20 protein-coding genes and 3 tRNA genes are annotated in these 16,629 nt (G+C 56.7%); 13 read left to right on the plus strand and 10 right to left on the minus strand.

Annotation, left to right across the window (positions count from 1 at the left end):
- Positions 1 to 126: 126 nt before the first annotated feature.
- From EDF81_RS13550 to EDF81_RS13585, 8 genes are all read right to left on the minus strand, one after another.
- Positions 127 to 915 (minus strand): metal-dependent hydrolase, encoded by a 789-nt coding sequence (locus EDF81_RS13550; protein ID WP_123348644.1) that lies wholly within the window; start codon positions 913 to 915, stop codon positions 127 to 129.
- Positions 912 to 1,985, minus strand: coding sequence for a patatin family protein (locus EDF81_RS13555; RefSeq protein ID WP_123348645.1), 1,074 nt, complete (start codon positions 1,983 to 1,985; stop codon positions 912 to 914). Before EDF81_RS13555 ends, EDF81_RS13550 begins: the two co-directional genes overlap by 4 nt.
- Positions 1,986 to 2,101: 116 nt before the next feature.
- Positions 2,102 to 2,263, minus strand: coding sequence for a DUF1328 domain-containing protein (locus tag EDF81_RS13560; RefSeq protein ID WP_007373037.1), 162 nt, complete (start codon positions 2,261 to 2,263; stop codon positions 2,102 to 2,104).
- 116 nt (positions 2,264 to 2,379) lie between these two features.
- Positions 2,380 to 2,970: a molecular chaperone OsmY gene (gene osmY / locus EDF81_RS13565; protein ID WP_123349059.1), complete on the minus strand. Its 591-nt coding sequence runs from the start codon at positions 2,968 to 2,970 to the stop codon at positions 2,380 to 2,382.
- A 348-nt stretch (positions 2,971 to 3,318) separates the two neighbouring features.
- Positions 3,319 to 4,908, minus strand: coding sequence for a peptide chain release factor 3 (prfC, locus tag EDF81_RS13570; RefSeq protein ID WP_123348646.1), 1,590 nt, complete (start codon positions 4,906 to 4,908; stop codon positions 3,319 to 3,321).
- Positions 4,909 to 4,999: 91 nt separating this feature from the next.
- A complete protein-coding gene (gene yjjG, locus EDF81_RS13575; RefSeq protein ID WP_123348647.1) occupies positions 5,000 to 5,677 on the minus strand; it encodes a pyrimidine 5'-nucleotidase in 678 nt (225 codons plus the stop codon).
- A 15-nt stretch (positions 5,678 to 5,692) separates the two neighbouring features.
- Positions 5,693 to 6,133, minus strand: coding sequence for a ribosomal protein S18-alanine N-acetyltransferase (rimI, locus tag EDF81_RS13580; RefSeq protein ID WP_123348648.1), 441 nt, complete (start codon positions 6,131 to 6,133; stop codon positions 5,693 to 5,695).
- Positions 6,102 to 6,515 (minus strand): DNA polymerase III subunit psi, encoded by a 414-nt coding sequence (locus EDF81_RS13585; protein WP_123348649.1) that lies wholly within the window; start codon positions 6,513 to 6,515, stop codon positions 6,102 to 6,104. The genes rimI and EDF81_RS13585 overlap by 32 nt, the downstream gene beginning before the upstream one ends.
- A gap of 146 nt (positions 6,516 to 6,661) precedes the next feature.
- Between EDF81_RS13585 and rsmC the strand changes: the two genes are divergently transcribed.
- The 4 genes from rsmC to EDF81_RS13605 all read left to right on the plus strand — a co-directional run bounded on the left by rsmC (position 6,662) and on the right by EDF81_RS13605 (position 8,166).
- The gene (gene rsmC, locus EDF81_RS13590; protein ID WP_123348650.1) at positions 6,662 to 7,690 is read left to right on the plus strand and encodes a 16S rRNA (guanine(1207)-N(2))-methyltransferase RsmC; all 1,029 of its coding nucleotides are present in this window, start codon (positions 6,662 to 6,664) and stop codon (positions 7,688 to 7,690) included.
- 152 nt (positions 7,691 to 7,842) lie between these two features.
- A tRNA-Leu gene (locus EDF81_RS13595) sits at positions 7,843 to 7,928 on the plus strand.
- 29 nt (positions 7,929 to 7,957) lie between these two features.
- Positions 7,958 to 8,043: transfer RNA gene (locus tag EDF81_RS13600), tRNA-Leu, on the plus strand.
- Between the two features lie 37 nt (positions 8,044 to 8,080).
- A tRNA-Leu gene (locus EDF81_RS13605) sits at positions 8,081 to 8,166 on the plus strand.
- 35 nt (positions 8,167 to 8,201) lie between these two features.
- Here the strand turns inward: EDF81_RS13605 and EDF81_RS13610 are convergent.
- Complete coding sequence (locus tag EDF81_RS13610) at positions 8,202 to 8,480, minus strand: DUF1435 domain-containing protein (protein WP_123349060.1); 279 nt, start codon at positions 8,478 to 8,480, stop codon at positions 8,202 to 8,204.
- 211 nt (positions 8,481 to 8,691) lie between these two features.
- Between EDF81_RS13610 and EDF81_RS13615 the strand changes: the two genes are divergently transcribed.
- On the plus strand, positions 8,692 to 9,756 hold the full coding sequence (locus EDF81_RS13615; protein ID WP_123348651.1) for a GGDEF domain-containing protein: 1,065 nt from the start codon (positions 8,692 to 8,694) through the stop codon (positions 9,754 to 9,756).
- Between the two features lie 86 nt (positions 9,757 to 9,842).
- Positions 9,843 to 10,631: a siderophore-iron reductase FhuF gene (gene fhuF / locus EDF81_RS13620; RefSeq protein WP_123348652.1), complete on the plus strand. Its 789-nt coding sequence runs from the start codon at positions 9,843 to 9,845 to the stop codon at positions 10,629 to 10,631.
- A 30-nt stretch (positions 10,632 to 10,661) separates the two neighbouring features.
- On the opposite strand, the gene EDF81_RS13625 is transcribed toward fhuF, so the two are convergent.
- On the minus strand, positions 10,662 to 12,002 hold the full coding sequence (locus tag EDF81_RS13625; protein WP_123348653.1) for a PTS sugar transporter subunit IIC: 1,341 nt from the start codon (positions 12,000 to 12,002) through the stop codon (positions 10,662 to 10,664).
- 359 nt (positions 12,003 to 12,361) lie between these two features.
- On the opposite strand from EDF81_RS13625, the gene EDF81_RS13630 reads away from it, so the two are divergent.
- The 7 genes from EDF81_RS13630 (at position 12,362) to EDF81_RS13660 (ending at position 16,578) form a co-directional block, all read left to right on the plus strand.
- A complete protein-coding gene (locus EDF81_RS13630; RefSeq protein ID WP_123348654.1) occupies positions 12,362 to 13,138 on the plus strand; it encodes a threonine/serine exporter ThrE family protein in 777 nt (258 codons plus the stop codon).
- Positions 13,129 to 13,602 carry a threonine/serine exporter gene (locus tag EDF81_RS13635; protein ID WP_123348655.1) on the plus strand — a complete coding sequence of 158 codons (474 nt, stop codon included), beginning with the start codon at positions 13,129 to 13,131 and terminating at the stop codon, positions 13,600 to 13,602. The genes EDF81_RS13630 and EDF81_RS13635 overlap by 10 nt, the downstream gene beginning before the upstream one ends.
- A 52-nt stretch (positions 13,603 to 13,654) precedes the next feature.
- Positions 13,655 to 14,110 carry a MarR family winged helix-turn-helix transcriptional regulator gene (locus EDF81_RS13640; protein ID WP_123348656.1) on the plus strand — a complete coding sequence of 152 codons (456 nt, stop codon included), beginning with the start codon at positions 13,655 to 13,657 and terminating at the stop codon, positions 14,108 to 14,110.
- An 84-nt stretch (positions 14,111 to 14,194) separates the two neighbouring features.
- Positions 14,195 to 14,623, plus strand: a complete 429-nt coding sequence (locus EDF81_RS13645) for an organic hydroperoxide resistance protein (RefSeq protein WP_123348657.1) — start codon at positions 14,195 to 14,197, stop codon at positions 14,621 to 14,623.
- A gap of 121 nt (positions 14,624 to 14,744) precedes the next feature.
- Complete coding sequence (gene dnaT, locus EDF81_RS13650) at positions 14,745 to 15,284, plus strand: primosomal protein DnaT (RefSeq protein ID WP_123348658.1); 540 nt, start codon at positions 14,745 to 14,747, stop codon at positions 15,282 to 15,284.
- Positions 15,285 to 15,286: 2 nt separating this feature from the next.
- Positions 15,287 to 16,024: a DNA replication protein DnaC gene (gene dnaC, locus EDF81_RS13655; protein WP_123348659.1), complete on the plus strand. Its 738-nt coding sequence runs from the start codon at positions 15,287 to 15,289 to the stop codon at positions 16,022 to 16,024.
- Between the two features lie 59 nt (positions 16,025 to 16,083).
- Positions 16,084 to 16,578 carry a DUF2501 domain-containing protein gene (locus EDF81_RS13660; protein WP_123348660.1) on the plus strand — a complete coding sequence of 165 codons (495 nt, stop codon included), beginning with the start codon at positions 16,084 to 16,086 and terminating at the stop codon, positions 16,576 to 16,578.
- Positions 16,579 to 16,629: the final 51 nt, after the last annotated feature.

Genomic DNA, 16,629 nt, shown 5'->3' on the forward strand with positions numbered 1-16,629 from the left:
TGGTAGCGTGATGCATTAAGAAGGGGGCGATTATAACCAGATGTAATTATCGGTAACGAAATAGCTCACAGATTCTGCGCAAAAAAGAGAGATCAAAACATGATAACGAGATGCAAATCACAAAAATCAGCCTAATGATATGCCTTCAAATAATTGGATGCTGTTACTGAAGAGCGTATCGGCAATCTTCTCGGCAGGTTCCGGCCGCAGTTCACACAGGATCTCAAACACGCGTGCGGCCCGCTCGGGCCGGTTCGGCTGGCCCTGAAAACCGTTGAGCGGCATATCCGGCGCGTCAGTTTCCAGCAGCAGGGACGTCAACGGCAGTTGCGCCATCACTTCGCGGGTTTTGCTGGCACGCGGGTAGGTAATGGTCCCGCCAACGCCAATCTTATATCCCAGTTCGATAAAGCGCTGCGCCTGTTGCAGGCTCCCCGCAAAACCGTGAACCACCCCGGTACGCGGCAGCTTATGACGCCTGAGGTGCATCGCCAGCGTATCGTGAGTGCGTCTTGAGTGAAGGATCACCGGCAGATCGTAGCGTTTTGCCAGCACAAGCTGCGCATCCAGCACGGTCTGCTGGCGCTCAAACTGCGGATCGTCGCGATACAGATCGAGGCCAATCTCGCCGATGGCCACCAGCTTTTTCGGCCGGGAGGCCAGGCAACGCTCCAGCTGCTCCAGGCTCTCATCCGTATGCTGTTCAATCACGATAGGATGCAGGCCCAGCGCCGCATAGAGTGCATCATGGTTTTCAGCCAGCGCCATCACGCGTTCAAACCAGGCCGCTTCCGTACTCGGGACAATAATCTTTTCTACGCCAGCCTGCGCAGCCCGTTCAATGCTGGCGGCTTCATCGCCGGTAAAAGGCGGGAAATCAAAGTGACAGTGGGTATCGATAAAGCGCAAGGTCACGCCAGGTCCTCTTTACTAAAGGTGGGATCGTTGGCCTGAGGCACATCAATCACCGGTCGGGCAAGCGCATCGTTCGCCACGGCGGCAGGCGGCACCACCAGCGGCGCAGGCGTGTTAATACGCGGGATATGACGTATCAGCGGCGGCTGTTCCGCCAGCAGTTTGCCGATCGTCGCCAGGAAGTAGCGCCCGCACAGCCGCCCGGTTTTATAGTCCTCGCGCAGCGCCGGAAGTCGGCTGCCCAGCGCCATGCTGTTGAGCGGCTTCGGCGGATAGATCTCGATGATGCGCAGCCGACCCGGCGGCGCATCGATAAATTTCTGGATCGCCAGATAGCTGGCCTCGTGGTGGTGCACCAGATTAACCAGCGGCTGCAGGCTACTCTCGCCCACCCAGCGCTCCATACGTTTAAACCACTGCGGGGTGTAGTACATCTGCGACGGCACGGTGCGGATCACCACAATGGTTTTTGCCCCGCGCCGGGCGGCTTCCTGGACGGGGATCGCATCGCTGATCCCACCGTCAAGATAGCTGATACCGTCGAGGGCGACGCCCTGGCGATAAAAACCCGGGATCGCGCTGGAGGCGCGGATCAGATCCAGCCAGTTATCCGTCGTCGGGGCAAAGTAGCCCGGCGTATAGTCATCCTGGCGGCAGGCGCACATATAGAAGTCGCTGCCGTCGGCAAACCGCTGCCCGGCACGATCCATCGCCAGCGGCATATCCGTGGCGGTCGAATTGACCAGCCAGTCGAGATCGATCAGGTTGCCGCCGCGCACAAAGCGCAGCGGATCGAAAAAGTCGCGTCGGGTGGTGTAACGCATAATCACCTTACGCGCATAGCCGGGCTGGTGGCAGAGATAGGCGGAAAGATTCTGCGCCCCGGCGGAGGTGCCAAAATAGAGGCTAAAGGGGTCAAACTGCGCGCGCATAAACTCATCCAGCACGCCAGCTGTAAAGATCCCACGCTGCCCGCCGCCCTCGCACACCAGCGCGAGCCGTCCAGGACGAAAAGGTTTTAACGCCAGCGGTGCGATGTTACCGAGCGTTACCGGAATGCGTTGCCCCACCCTGTATCCTGCCTGTTTTCGTTTTTATCGTCACACCAAAGTAACGCACTTTGCGCCGGGCTTAAACAGCGAAAGCCAGTCCGAGGACTGGCTTTCGTGTAAAGCGCACGATTTCGCTATGGACGTCGGCGTCCCATAAACAGGCTGACCAGGAACAGGATGATACCAACGATAAAGACAATTTTTGCTGCACCCGCTGCGGTACCGGCCAGGCCACCAAAGCCCAGGGCCGCTGCGATCAGTGCAATCACGAGGAATATAATGCCCCAACGAAACATAAGACTCTCCTTAACCATAGTTAATAATCGAGCGTTAAGACCGCTCAGACGCGTTTCTCTTATGTGCTACTTACGCCCCCGGACAACGCGCCGGGGAACGCATTCTGGGATCCTGCTTATTCAACCTTAAGGTCGTTTTTCACGCTCTTCACGCCGTCAATGGCTTTGGCAATGCTCTCGGCGCGGTCGCTCTGCGCCTGATTTTTCACGGTACCGGAAAGCTGAACCAGGCCGTCGGTGGTTTCGACTTTCACGTTACGGGAAGGCACGATGTCATCCGCCAGCAGTTTGGCTTTGATCTCACTGGTGGTAACGGCATCACCGGCATAACCCTTCACCGACTGATCTTTCCCGTCGCGGACGTGCAGCTTATCGCTGACCGACGTCACGCCTTCCACCTCTTTAGCGACTTTTACCGCTTCCTCCGCCTGGGCCTGGCTTTCAACGAAGCCGCTCAGGGTCACGACCTTCTGTTCGGTCTTAACGGAGATATCGGTGCTCTTAATGGACTCATGATCGACCAGGGCTGCTTTCACTTTCGCCGTTATCGTACTGTCATCCATAAAGTTGCCGACTTTACTCATCGAGCTATCGACTTTCTGGCCTGCGCTTTCAGTGGTGGTATTGGCTGCCAGGGCAGAGCCGCTGGCCAGTACGCTACCCAGCATCACTGCCAGTACGGATTGTGAAATCTTCAGTTTAGTCATCATCGATCTCTTCCTGTTGTTTGCTCACAATTTGAGCCGGGGCGACCACTATGTTCACGTTATCCTGCGTAGTGCAGGATTACCCACAGGCCGCTCCGTGAAGTTATTCATCCCGCGATAACATGGGAACTTGGGCTAACAAACTACAATAGTTATATTGAGCAGTTGATAAACCCACCAAAGTTGTCATCGCTTTGTTAAATATAGAACAGGATTGTAAATTCGCTTGCCGAAGTGATTAAAAAACAGGCAATGAACAGAAAAACGCGAGGAATTAAGAACATTCCGCAGGAGGAAAAAACGCAGGGAAAATGACGGAGCGCGGCGTCAGCCGCGCTCCGTAGAGGATTAGTGCTCGCGGGTTTTACGGAAGGTCACGTCAGGATAACGATCCTGAGTCAGGTTCAGGTTAACCATGGTCGGGGCGATATAGGTCAGGTTATCGCCGCCGTCCAGCGCCAGCTGAACTTCGTTCTTACGCTTAAACTCTTCGAACTTCTTCACGTCGCCGGACTCCACCCAACGGGCCGTCGCCACGTTGACCGATTCGTAAATCGCTTCAACGTTGTATTCGCTTTTCAGGCGGGCAACCACCACGTCGAACTGCAGCACCCCGACCGCGCCCACGATCAGATCGTTGCTAATCAGCGGACGGAATACCTGGACTGCACCCTCTTCCGAGAGCTGCACCAGCCCTTTCAGCAGCTGCTTCTGCTTGAGCGGATCGCGCAGACGAATGCGACGGAACAGTTCCGGGGCGAAGTTCGGGATACCGGTGAACTTCATCATTTCGCCCTGGGTAAAGCTATCCCCGATCTGGATGGTGCCATGGTTATGCAGGCCAATGATGTCGCCCGGATACGCCTCTTCCACGTGGGAACGGTCACCGGCCATAAAGGTCAGCGCATCGGAGATGGTGACATCTTTGCCGATACGGACCTGGCGCAGCTTCATGCCCTTCTCATACTTGCCGGATACCACGCGCATAAAGGCCACGCGGTCGCGGTGTTTCGGGTCCATATTGGCCTGGATCTTAAAGACGAAGCCGGTGAACTTCTCTTCATCCGCCGTCACTTCGCGGGTGTCGGTTTTACGCGGCATCGGGGCCGGAGCCCACTGCACCAGACCGTCAAGCATGTGGTCTACGCCGAAGTTACCCAGCGCGGTGCCGAAGAAGACCGGCGTGATTTCACCCGCCAGGAACAGCTCTTCGTCGAACTCGTTCGACGCGCCCTGCACCAGCTCCAGCTCGTCACGCAGCTGCTGCGCCAGGTCTTCACCCACGGCAGCGTCGAGATCCGGGTTGTTCAGACCTTTAACAATGCGCACTTCCTGGATGGTGTGGCCCTGACCGGTCTGATAGAGGTAGGTTTCGTCTTTATAAAGGTGATAAACGCCTTTGAACAGCTTGCCGCAGCCAATAGGCCAGGTAATCGGCGCGCAGGCAATTTTCAGCTCGTTCTCGACTTCATCCAGCAGCTCCATCGGATCGCGGATATCACGGTCGAGTTTGTTCATAAAGGTGATGATCGGCGTATCGCGCAGACGGGTGACTTCCATCAGCTTGCGGGTACGATCCTCAACCCCTTTCGCGGCATCGATAACCATCAGACAGCAGTCCACCGCCGTCAGGGTACGGTAGGTATCTTCCGAGAAGTCTTCGTGACCCGGGGTGTCCAGCAGGTTCACCAGGCTTTCGCGATACGGGAACTGCATCACCGAGGTGGTGATAGAGATCCCACGCTGTTTTTCCATCTCCATCCAGTCGGATTTCGCATGCTGGCTGGAGCCGCGGCCTTTGACCGTACCGGCAGTCTGGATCGCCTGTCCGAACAGCAGCACCTTTTCGGTGATGGTGGTCTTACCGGCATCCGGGTGAGAAATAATGGCAAAAGTGCGGCGCCTGGCCACCTCTTGCAGATAAGGAGACAACGTCATAATTAATCTTCTGTGCAGGTGCGCGGCAGACGCCACGCAGCGTTAATCCGGGAAAATGCGGCTATTGTACTCAACCGTGATAAGCAGACAATCAATGTTTACACAGGAGTTGCTCCAGTTCATTTAGCGAAGTCACGGTCCATGTCGGGGTAATCCCCGCCGGTAGCTCACTGCGATGGGCATTCAGCCAGCAGGTGGCCAGACCGGCGTTCATGCCGCCAAGAATATCGGATGCCGCAGTGTCGCCGACCATCAGGACGCGATCCCGCGCCGGGTTACCGGCCTGCTCCAGCGCATAGTCAAAAATGCGCGGATCCGGCTTTGCCACCCCGATCTCTTCGGAGATGACCAGTAAATCAAAATAGTCGCGAAGCCCCGTGCGCTCAAGGCGGCGCTGCTGCAGCGCGGTAAAACCGTTGGTGATGATCCCCAGCTTCACCTTCCCTTTCAGGGCATTCAGCAGAGATAAGGCACCCGGCAGCGGGGCACAAATCTCGGCCATCGCGTTCAGGAAGGCGTCGTTCAGATCGCCTGGCGCGACGCTAAGGCGGTCGGCCCAGCCCTGAAAACGCTGGTGCTGAAGCTGGAGCGCGTTAATAGTGCCGTTCTGGTAATCGACCCACAGGGGCTTATTCACGGCCTGGTAATCCTGAAAATCCTGCGCGGTAAAGGTCACGCTGTAATCGAGAAACATCCGCTGCAGGCCGCCGAAGGAATCAAACGTAAAGAGCGTTTCATCGGCATCAAAGAGTATCCAGTCCCAGTTCATTACTTACCTTCTTTATTAAAGCGGCAGCGCCATAATCAGCGCATCCTCGCGGCCGGTGGCCGTCGGGTAATAGTTGCGACGCACGGTCGCCTCGTTAAAGCCCAGGCTTTCATACAGGGCGATGGCGGCGGCGTTAGAGGCACGCACTTCCAGCCACAGGGTCAGCACATCCCGCTGCTCCAGCTCGCGGATAAGGTGCTCCAGCAGGCTGCGTCCCAGGCCCTGACGCTGAAACGCCGGATCGACGGCGATGTTAAACAGCGTGGCCTCATCCAGCACCACCTGCGTTACGGCAAACGCGGCCATCTCCTCATTGACGCTGAGCTTGAGGTTGAAATAGCGGTCGCCCTGGTTACTAAGCAGCGTTTTCTCGCTCCAGGGAAACGCATGGGCGCGGGTTTCAATCCGGTATGCCGCGGGCAAATCAGTCGTGCTGAGGGAAGAAATCATGTTCATGTGTGCAGATCTGCTGCCATAACGCGGCGCGCGCCGCCGGATTTGCTTTAAGTTCCGTCAGCGACGGCGTGGATAACTGCACGCCGTCAAGAGCCAGAGGCTCGCTGCTTCCCAGACGCCAGCTATTGCATCGGCTGCCCTGCGGCAGCATCTCTACCCGGTCCGGCGTCAGGAGCAGCACCCGATCGGCGCTCAGCGTTAAGGCGCGTAAAACGTCGCCAATCAGCGGTTCCGTTAACGACGGCGGCTCCGACGCCACCATCACCAGACGGATATGCGCGGGAAGTGAGATGGCGATTTCACCCAGCAGGGCGCCGGGTCGGCGTAGCGACCACTGCGTAATACCCAGTTGCTGTAGCTGCCAGTCTCGACGGGATGTCATAACGAAACCTTCCTTTTTATTAAGGGCGCAAATATAGCAAATCCGGCGATTGTGCGCCAACCACCGCGACAATCTCGCCGTCAAGGATGTAAGTTGCCCGACGACCGGGTTATAATCGGCGCCGTTATTTTTTGAGGATTCAATGCATGTCTGCTTTTACCCCGGCAAGTGAAGTCTTGCTGCGCCACAGTGATGATTTCGCCCAACGCCGCGTGCTGTTTGCCGGTGATATGCAGGATGACCTGCCCGCCCGTTTTGAAACGGCCGCCAGCCGTGCCCATACCCAGCAGCTGCACCACTGGCAGGTACTCGAACGCCAGATGGGCGAACACGTACGTTTCTCGCTGGCGGCGGACGCCAGCGATATTGCCGACAGTGATACGCTGGTCTATTACTGGCCGAAGAATAAGCCTGAAGCCCAGTTCCAGCTGATGAACCTGCTGTCGCTGATGCCGGTGGGCAGCGATATTTTTGTGATCGGTGAAAACCGCAGCGGCGTGCGCAGCGCGGAGCAGATGCTGGCCGACTACAGCCCGCTGACCAAAGTGGACAGCGCCCGTCGCTGTGGCCTCTATCATGGCCGTCTGGAAACACAGCCGACCTTCGATGCCGAAAGCTACTGGAACAGCTACGCGCTGGATGCGCTGACCATCAAAACGCTGCCGGGCGTGTTTAGCCGCGACGGGCTGGACGTGGGCAGTAAACTGCTGCTCTCCACCCTGACGCCGCACACCAAAGGCAAAGTGCTGGACGTCGGCTGCGGTGCGGGCGTGCTCTCTGCCGTGCTGGCCAGCCACTCGCCGAAAGTGCGTTTAACGCTTACCGACGTAAGCGCTCCGGCGATAGAAGCCAGCCGCGCAACGCTTGCCGCCAACGGTCTGGAAGGTGAAGTCTTGGCCAGCAACGTCTTCTCCGAGGTGCAGGGCCGTTTCGATATGATCATCTCCAACCCGCCGTTCCACGATGGCCTGCAGACCAGCCTTGAAGCCGCACAAACGCTGATTCGCGGCGCGGTACGTCATCTGGGCACCGGCGGCGAGCTGCGTATTGTGGCCAACGCCTTCCTTCCCTACCCGCAGGTGCTGGATGAAACCTTTGGTTTCCATGAGGTGATTGCCCAGACCGGACGCTTTAAAGTTTACCGTACGGTGCTGACTCGTCAGGCGAAACGCTAAGCCCGACGCCGGATGTCACTCTATGTCCGGCGGATGTCGCTTTTTACAGCAGTTGAAAATTCGTCCTGCAATTAACTGTTGACGTGCGGTATAAAACCACTAGAATGCGCCTCCGTGGTACCGATACTTTGATATAAGTGTCGATATGGTATGCGAAGGTGGCGGAATTGGTAGACGCGCTAGCTTCAGGTGTTAGTGTCCTTTGGATGTGGGGGTTCGAGTCCCCCCCCTCGCACCATAATCCACGAAATGTATCGCTCGCACTGTGCGAAGGTGGCGGAATTGGTAGACGCGCTAGCTTCAGGTGTTAGTGTCCTTAGGATGTGGGGGTTCGAGTCCCCCCCCTCGCACCAACGAGGCGATACAGCAGTAAAAAAGTAAGATATCTGTGCGAAGGTGGCGGAATTGGTAGACGCGCTAGCTTCAGGTGTTAGTGTCCTTAGGATGTGGGGGTTCGAGTCCCCCCCCTCGCACCAGCTTTCTTATTTTCTCTTCCCTGATTTTTCCTGTTTTATCCCAACACTCTCAGATTCATCACCACCAGCATCATTCCACCGATCAGCGCGATACCCGACGGCAGCAAAACGAAATGTCTCAGCCGACGATGATAGAGCATGGCGGGCGTCAGCACTAAACCCAGCACAATCAGAATACGCCACGCGTCCAGCGACAGTCCCGCAAAGGCCAGCACGGCGATAATGCCACCCGGCAGCAGTATTCCCCAACCGCTTCCTAATGCGCGTTGCAACATGGTTTCGTCTCTCACACTGATAATGATAACTAATATCATATGATAAGTTTTCTCATTTGTCAGCCCGCGAGCAACAACCTGCATGAAGATTATTCATCGACTGATGACAGGCTTTCATGAAGGTGATAAATTGTGCACCTCAAAAAATACATAAAGCTTTTTGCATATTTTCGCGACTGACTTTTCAGTGCGTTATTTTCATTTTCGTTTTACACCGTTTATTTCTCGATGATATTCAACGAATTTACTCATGACAGCACAATCCTGGCGCGCTCTGCGTGCCAAAAAATATCAGCTTTCCTTACGGCTATTTTTGTTTCTTAACGCGATATGCGCGCTGTTCTCACTGCTCCAGCCGCTGTACACCGCCCCATCGATGACGATCCCGCTCTGCACGATCGCCATGGGCAGCGTTGCGCTGCTGGTCTGGCACTGGAAATTTGAGCAGCAAAAAATAAGTATGTCGCTGATCTCCATTTTATTTGGCTGCCTGTGGGCGTGGCATATAACGATTAAATTTGCCCGGCTCGCGAATAATGACACCAGCTACCTGATCGTCGCGTTATTAGGGGTATTATTTATTGGCACTATTGCTTTCTCTAATAATATCAGCGCATTTGCTCTGCACTCCGCGCCGACCATCCTGGTCTGCCTGTGGCTCAGCAAAGGTGCCTACTGGACCGGGATGCTCTACTGTTTCGCCCTGCCGGTGGTGGGGATCACCATCCAGAATATTATTCAGAAGCGCTATGATAATTTTGCCCAGAGCCTGATGTACAAGCTGCTGGAGGAGCGCGAAACCTTCAGCGATCTGAGTATGCTTGACCCGTTGACCGGCCTCTATAACCGACGCGGGCTGCAGAGCCGGCTCGACACGCTGATGGCGCTGGATACCAGCAAACACTTCGTGCTGCTGCTCGATATCGATCACTTCAAGGCCTACAACGATCACTACGGCCATATGATGGGCGACCAGGCGCTGATCCGCGTCTCCGCCGCTATCCGCGACGCGGTGCGTTCACGGGATATCGTCACCCGCTACGGCGGGGAAGAGTTTATGATTATCCTGACCAATACCGACCCCATCCAGGCTCGGCTGGCGGCAGAGCGTATTCGCCAGCGCGTCTACGATCTGAAGATCCCGCATATGTTTAACCAGAGCGTGGCGACCAACGTCACCGTCAGTATCGGTATTGCGTCTCTGGCCGGTGAGGAGATGGACGGCGCGCTGGAAAAAGCCGACAAGGCTCTGTATGAAGCGAAAAATCTGGGTCGCAATAATATCCTTGCCAGCGAAGACCTCACGCTCGCCTGAAATCCGGCGATAAACGCCCGGAACGCTTTTATCTATTGCAATGATTGGTTATCATTATCATTCCAATTCTTGTTTAGTTTAGCGCTATGGCATACCGCTCCGCCCCACTTATCGACGATCTTATCTGGCGTACGCCCCTGGTTTCCCGGGACGACACGCTGGCGGACTCCGTGCGTGATGCCATTGCCGACCAGCGGGAATACCTGCTCGACTTTACGTACTTTAACGAGGCGCATCCGTCTCAGGCGCTGACCCTCGGGGAATGGTCCACCGGCACTGAGCTCCGCTCCCTGCTGGCCTGCTACTCAAACCATATCTATCGCGATAATCTCGATAAGCCGCGTGAAAACAAGCCGCTGATTTCCCTCTGGGCCCAGTGGTATATCGGTCTGATGGTGCCGCCTCTGCTGCTGGCGCTGCTTACCCAACCCACGGCGCTTGACGTCTCCCCGGAACATTTTCACGTCGAATTTCATGAGACCGGCCGCGCGGCCAAATTCTGGATTGATGTTTATCAGGACCGGACGGCGACCGCTCTGCCGCCCGAGGCCCGTATCGATACGCTGATTACCCGGGCGCTTATCCCGGTGGTGGACGCGCTGGAAGCAACCGGCGACATTAACGGCAAGCTTATCTGGAGCAACACCGGGTATCTGATCAACTGGTGTTTTGGCGAGATGAAAGCCCTGCTGGGCGATGAGAAAGTCGATACCCTGCGTCGTCGCTGCTTCTTCGAAAAGCAGCTCGCCGACGGCAGCGATAACCCGCTGTGGCGCACCGTGGTGCCGCGAGACGGCCTGCTGGTGCGGCGGACCTGCTGTCAGCGCTATCGCCTGCCGGATGTGCAGCAGTGCGGTGACTGCACCCTGAAATAAACAGAGGGCTTTCGCCCTCTGTCTTCCTGCTTACGCGACCTGATTTTCCTGTTCGGCCCGTGCGGCCTCTTCGGCTTCCTGATCGAGCAGCTGCTTCTCGTACACTTTAAAGAACGGGTAGTAAATAATGCCCGATATCACCGCCAGAATCACAACCAGAATCGCCGCCCGGAAATCCCAGCCCAGGCCCCAGGCCGCGCCTATCGGCGCCGGTGCGGTCCAGGGCACCACGGAGATCACCCGGCCAATCAGATCCATTTTCATTGCTCCCCAGGCAATCACCGCATTGACCATCGGCGCCAGCAGGAACGGAATAAAGAACACCGGGTTCATGACGATCGGCGTACCAAAAATCACCGGCTCGTTAATATTGAACACGCTGGGCACAATGCTCAGACGACCAATCGAGCGCAGGTGCGCGGAGCGGCTGCGCAGATAGCACATCACCAGCCCCATCGTAGCGCCCGAGCCGCCAATAACGATAAAGAAGGTCCAGAACACTTCCATAAAGATATGCGGCAGCGGCGTCCCTGCGGCCAGCGCGCTCTGGTTCATGCCCAGGTTGGTCAGCCAGAACATCTGCAGCATCCCGGAGACAATGGTTGCACCGTGAATCCCGGCGAACCACAGCAGGTGGCAGATCAGCACGGCAATTAATATCGCCGGCAGGGAGTCGGCGGCGGAAACCAGCGGCTTAAAGATGGACATGATCGCCTGCGGGATCAGCATATCGAACTGCGCCTGGATAAACAGGCTCAGCGGGTAGAGCGTCAGCACCACCACCAGCACCGGGATCAGTAAATCAAAAGAGTTTTTGATCATCGGCGGCACCTGATCCGGCAGGCGGATACCGATATTGTGCGCCCGCAGAAAACGCATCATCTCCACGCAGAACACCGCCACCAGAATCCCGGTAAAGATCCCGGTCCCGCCGAGGCTATGCACCGGCAGCGCGCCGTCGGTTTTCGGAGAGGCGACCAGCAGGAAGGCCATCAACGACAGCAGCGCACACATAAAGGGATCGAGCTGGTGTGATTTGACGTAGTGCTTGCCGAGGTTGTAGGCAATTGCCGAGCAGATATAGATCGACATAATGCCCATCGTCATATCAAAGGGCATCAGGATCTGGCTTTCATACTGCTTTGCCAGGTCAAGCCAGGCCCGGGCGAATCCCAGGGTCGTATCCTGGGCAAACGGCGGATAGGCGAACACCAGCAGGAACGAACCGACAATCATAAACGGCATCGCGGAGATAAAACCGTCGCGAATGGCCATCACGTGGCGCTGGGACGACACGCGTACGGCGATGGGACTGACATAGTTCTCCACAAACCGAAATATCACGTTAAACGCAGCGTGGTTAGCAGACATAGCAACACTCCTGTCGATCTATAAGGTACAGCGGCTGAGTTTGTATTCATGCTCCGGCGCGGGCAGGCTCAGAGCACGGCTCTTATTATCTGAGGCAGAGGAAAGCGTCAAAAAAGAGTATTAATCTCCGCCTCTTACACTGCAACCGGTTACTGTAACCGGTTGCATCGATTGTGAAGAGGATCGAGATTTATTAATGATTCTCATATATCCGCGCCATGCCTGTCACACTTTCACCGGACAAGCCACCCGGTTCTTTTTTTGCACAAAGATTGATCTTAGCCAGCGCCAGCAGACAGGGGCTTCGTGGTAAAACTAGCGTTTCGTGTTTCGATTTACACGTAGCGACCAGGGCAACCATGCAGGCAGAACAGACAGAGCAGCGCGCGGTGACGCGCCTGTGTATTCAGTGCGGGCTTTTTCTCTTACAGCACGGCGCGGAAAGCGCGCTGGTAGATGAACTCTCGACCCGGCTCGGGCTGGCGTTAGGCATGGATTCGGTGGAGAGCGCCATCTCCTCCAACGCCATCGTGCTGGCGACCATTAAGGATGGCCACTGCCTGACCTCAACGCGCAAAAATCAGGATCGCGGCATTAATATGCACGTCGTTACCGAGGTGCAGCATATTGTCATTATGGCGGAGCATAAGCTGCTCGATTATAAAGACGTCGAGAAACGCTTTACGCAGATTAAACCGCTGCGCTACCCGCGCTGGCTGGTCTCCCTGATGGTTGGGCTGTCCTGCGCCTGCTTCTGCCAGCTCAACAAGGGCGGCTGGGACGGGGCGTTTGTCACCTTCTGCGGCAGTACCGTTGCGATGCATATCCGCCAGCTGCTGGCCCAGCGCCATCTGCACCCGCAAATCAACTTCTGCATTACCGCCTTTGTCGCGACAACGGTCTCCGGCCTGCTTCTGCTGATGCCCACCTTTTCGGTTACGCCAACGGTGGCGATGGCCGCCAGCGTCCTGCTGCTGGTGCCCGGTTTCCCGCTGATTAACGCGGTGGCGGATATGTTTAAAGGCCATATCAATACCGGCCTGGCGCGCTGGGCGATTGCCAGCCTGCTGACGCTGGCCACCTGCGTTGGCGTGGTGATGTCGATGACCATCTGGGGGCTGCGCGGATGGGCATAATGCATTTTCTCCTCGCGCTGGCGCAGGACATGGTGCTGTCGGCGATCCCTGCCGTCGGCTTTGCGATGGTCTTTAACGTCCCGGCCCGCGCCCTGCCCTGGTGTGCGCTGCTCGGCGCGCTGGGACACGGCTCGCGAATGGTAATGATGAGCGTCGGCCTGAATATCGAGTGGTCTACCTTTATGGCGTCGATGCTGATCGGCTGTATTGGCATTCAGTGGTCGCGCTGGTATCTGGCCCATCCTAAGGTCTTTACCGTCGCGGCGGTGATCCCGATGTTTCCGGGTATCTCAGCCTACACGGCGATGATCTCGGCGGTGAAGATCAGCCATTTTGGCTATAATGAAGACCTGATGATTGCCCTGCTCAGCAACTTCCTGAAGGCGTCATCCATTGTCGGCGCCCTGTCGATCGGCCTGTCGATTCCGGGACTGTGGCTATACCGGAAACGTCCGCGGGTATGATTCATAAAAATTTAACTTGCAATTAAATCGCGCACTATCTATATTCAATTCCATGAAAACGACATCGTCTCGCACGGCCGACCAGCCGTTGCATCTGGATAATCAGCTCTGCTTTGCCCTGTACTCGGCAAACCTGGCGCTGAACAAGCTGTACCGGCAACTGCTGGCACCGCTTAACCTGACCTACCCCCAGTATCTGGTGATGCTGGTGCTGTGGGAACGGGACGATCTCACCGTTTCCGGTATTGGCGAACGCCTGTTTCTGGACTCCGCGACCCTGACGCCGCTGCTTAAACGTCTGGAAAGCGCCGGACTGCTGCTGCGCCAGCGTTCACGCCAGGATGAGCGCCAGGTGGCCGTAACCCTGACCGATGCCGGTCGGGCCTTACAGCAGCAGGCAGTCTCGATTCCTGAAGAAATCGGCTGCGCCGCCGCCTGTGACGCAAACACGATGTCGGCCCTGAAGAAAGAACTGGAATACCTGCGCGAACAGCTGCACCGCGCCTGAATCGCCTCCTGACGGAGGCATTAATGAAGCATTTAAATAGCACACTATTTTATAGCGCAAAATAGACAAACTGAGGAACCTGCCATGTCTTTAGAAAAAGTAATCTATACCGCAAAAGCCAAAGCCACCGGCGGCCGTGATGGTCGTGCCACCTCTTCCGACAACGTTCTGGACGTGAAGCTCGGCGTACCGAAAGAGATGGGCGGCATGGGTGGCGACGTCACCAACCCGGAACAGCTGTTTGCTGCGGGCTACTCCGCCTGCTTCCTCGGCGCGATGAAGTTTGTCTCCGCCCGTGACAAAATCGCTCTGCCGAAAGATGCCTTCATCGAAGGCGAAGTGGGTATCGGGCCGCTGCCGACCGGTTTTGGTATCGAAGCGAAACTGAATATTCACGTTGAAGGTATGGATGCTGCTGAAGCGAAAAAACTGGTCGATGCGGCGCACATTGTTTGCCCGTACTCTAACGCGACCCGTGGCAACATCGATGTGACCCTGAATATCATCGCCTAAGTCCTGCCTTTTATCCGGCCCCTGAGAAGGGGCCGGATACCGCCACACATTCATTCCCCCCTTCTCTCTGTGCTACTATGTGCTGATATCGCGCCCGCCGTAATCCAGTAGAGAAAGTGCTATGTCTTCCAGAGTTCTGACCACCCGCATCGCCGGTATTGATGCTTTTATCAGCGATCCTCGCGGCGTACTGAGCAACGCCGAAGGCGGCGCCGTGGCGATTTTCGCCGACAATGCCCCGGCCTTTTATGCGCTCACGCCCGAACGTCTGGCGCAGTTACTGGAAATCGAAGCCCGCCTGTCGCGTCCGGCAAGCGATGTGATGCTGGATACGCAGCTGTATGAAGAGCCTGCCGACGCGCCGGTTGCCGTTCCGATGGGCAAGTTTCCGATGTACGATGGCTGGCAGCCCGACGCCGAATTTCAGCGCCTGGCCGCGCTTTGGGGCATTGCGCTCGCCCAGCCGGTGACGCCGGAAGAGCTGGCCTCTTTTGTGGCCTACTGGCAGGCGGAAGGCAAAGTGTTCCATCATGTGCAGTGGCAGCAGAAGCTGGCGCGCAGCCTGCAGATGGGCCGTGCGGCGAACGGCGGCCAGCCGAGGCACGATGTTAATTCCCTTTCACAACCCGACAACCAGATCCCGCCGGGCTTCAGAGGTTAACGATGAAAAACGTCAGCGAGTTAATGAGCCGCCTGCAGAAGATGATGCCCGCCGGGGTTAAGCCTGCGTTTAAAACGGGTGAAGAGCTGCTGGCATGGCAAAAGGAGCAGGGCGAGATCCGCGCTGCCGCTCTGGCGCGGGAAAACCGGGCGATGAAAATGCAGCGGACGTTTAACCGCTCCGGTATTCGTCCGCTGCACCAGAACTGCTCCTTCGATAACTACCACGTTGAAAACGAAGGCCAGATGAATGCCCTGAGCAAAGCGCGCCAGTATGTGGATGCCTTTGACGGTAACATCGCCAGCTTTATCTTCTCCGGCCAGCCCGGCACCGGCAAAAACCATCTCGCGGCGGCCATCTGCAATGCGCTGCTGCTGCGCGGCAAATCGGTGCTGATTATTACCGTGGCGGATATTATGTCGGCGATGAAAGATACTTTCAGCAACCGGGAAACCAGCGAAGAGCAGCTCCTCAACGATCTCAGCTCTGTGGATCTCCTGGTGATCGATGAGATCGGCGTACAGACAGAATCCCGCTACGAGAAAGTGATCATCAACCAGATTGTCGATCGTCGCTCCTCGTCGAAACGCCCCACCGGCATGCTGACCAACCATAACGTGGCGGATATGACCAAACTGCTCGGTGAGCGGGTGATGGACCGGATGCGTCTCGGTAACAGCCTGTGGGTGAACTTCACCTGGGAAAGCTACCGTAGCCGGGTGACCGGGAAAGAGTATTGAGATTCTTCTGAGGTCGGCCGGAGGTATACTGACGCTTTCCGGCCCACGAGATCAGATGTATGAAACCAGTCAAAACGCTCCTGTGCTGCGCGATTGTCGCAGGCACGCTGCTGTCATCCACCGCCTTTGCTGCCTCCTGGCAGGAGTCGCTCTCCAGCGCCGCCAGCCAGCTCAGCAATGACAGCGCATCCTCAACCGGCCAGGGCGGCCTGTCGCTCTCTTCCCTCACCGGCCTGCTGAACGGCGGTGGTAAAGCCCTGAGCGCCGATAATATGAACAATGCCGCCGGGATCATGCAGTACTGTGCGAAGCAGAAACTGGCCTCCGTCACCAGCACGGAGAACATCAAAAACCAGGTACTGGATAAGCTGGGCCTCGGTGCACAGGAGCAGAAACAGGATACGAATTACCTGGATGGCCTGCAGGGCCTGCTGAACAGCCAGAACGGCGAACAGCTGAACCTCAGCCAGCTTGGCAGCAGCCCGCTGGCTGAGAAGGTCAAAACGAAAGCCTGCGATCTGGTCCTCAAACAGGGCGTTAAGTTCCTCTCCTGATCAATACCCCGCATTTCGCCTGCTTCTGACGGAAGCAGGCGCATAATTCTC

The sequence above is a fragment of the Enterobacter sp. BIGb0383 genome, from assembly GCF_003751845.1.
Classification (GTDB): domain Bacteria; phylum Pseudomonadota; class Gammaproteobacteria; order Enterobacterales; family Enterobacteriaceae; genus BIGb0383.

Bases quoted from the DNA above. Each gene is read 5' to 3' on its own strand.
- EDF81_RS13560 (WP_007373037.1), bottom strand. From the start codon at position 2,263: ATGTTTCGTTGGGGCATTATATTCCTCGTGATTGCACTGATCGCAGCG.
- osmY (WP_123349059.1), bottom strand. From the start codon at position 2,970: ATGACTAAACTGAAGATTTCACAATCCGTACTGGCAGTGATGCTGGGT.
- prfC (WP_123348646.1), bottom strand. From the start codon at position 4,908: ATGACGTTGTCTCCTTATCTGCAAGAGGTGGCCAGGCGCCGCACTTTT.
- yjjG (WP_123348647.1), bottom strand. From the start codon at position 5,677: ATGAACTGGGACTGGATACTCTTTGATGCCGATGAAACGCTCTTTACG.
- rimI (WP_123348648.1), bottom strand. From the start codon at position 6,133: ATGAACATGATTTCTTCCCTCAGCACGACTGATTTGCCCGCGGCATAC.
- EDF81_RS13585 (WP_123348649.1), bottom strand. From the start codon at position 6,515: ATGACATCCCGTCGAGACTGGCAGCTACAGCAACTGGGTATTACGCAG.
- rsmC (WP_123348650.1), top strand. From the start codon at position 6,662: ATGTCTGCTTTTACCCCGGCAAGTGAAGTCTTGCTGCGCCACAGTGAT.
- EDF81_RS13610 (WP_123349060.1), bottom strand. From the start codon at position 8,480: ATGATATTAGTTATCATTATCAGTGTGAGAGACGAAACCATGTTGCAA.
- EDF81_RS13615 (WP_123348651.1), top strand. From the start codon at position 8,692: ATGACAGCACAATCCTGGCGCGCTCTGCGTGCCAAAAAATATCAGCTT.
- fhuF (WP_123348652.1), top strand. From the start codon at position 9,843: ATGGCATACCGCTCCGCCCCACTTATCGACGATCTTATCTGGCGTACG.
- EDF81_RS13625 (WP_123348653.1), bottom strand. From the start codon at position 12,002: ATGTCTGCTAACCACGCTGCGTTTAACGTGATATTTCGGTTTGTGGAG.
- EDF81_RS13630 (WP_123348654.1), top strand. From the start codon at position 12,362: ATGCAGGCAGAACAGACAGAGCAGCGCGCGGTGACGCGCCTGTGTATT.
- EDF81_RS13635 (WP_123348655.1), top strand. From the start codon at position 13,129: ATGGGCATAATGCATTTTCTCCTCGCGCTGGCGCAGGACATGGTGCTG.
- EDF81_RS13640 (WP_123348656.1), top strand. From the start codon at position 13,655: ATGAAAACGACATCGTCTCGCACGGCCGACCAGCCGTTGCATCTGGAT.
- EDF81_RS13645 (WP_123348657.1), top strand. From the start codon at position 14,195: ATGTCTTTAGAAAAAGTAATCTATACCGCAAAAGCCAAAGCCACCGGC.
- dnaT (WP_123348658.1), top strand. From the start codon at position 14,745: ATGTCTTCCAGAGTTCTGACCACCCGCATCGCCGGTATTGATGCTTTT.
- dnaC (WP_123348659.1), top strand. From the start codon at position 15,287: ATGAAAAACGTCAGCGAGTTAATGAGCCGCCTGCAGAAGATGATGCCC.
- EDF81_RS13660 (WP_123348660.1), top strand. From the start codon at position 16,084: ATGAAACCAGTCAAAACGCTCCTGTGCTGCGCGATTGTCGCAGGCACG.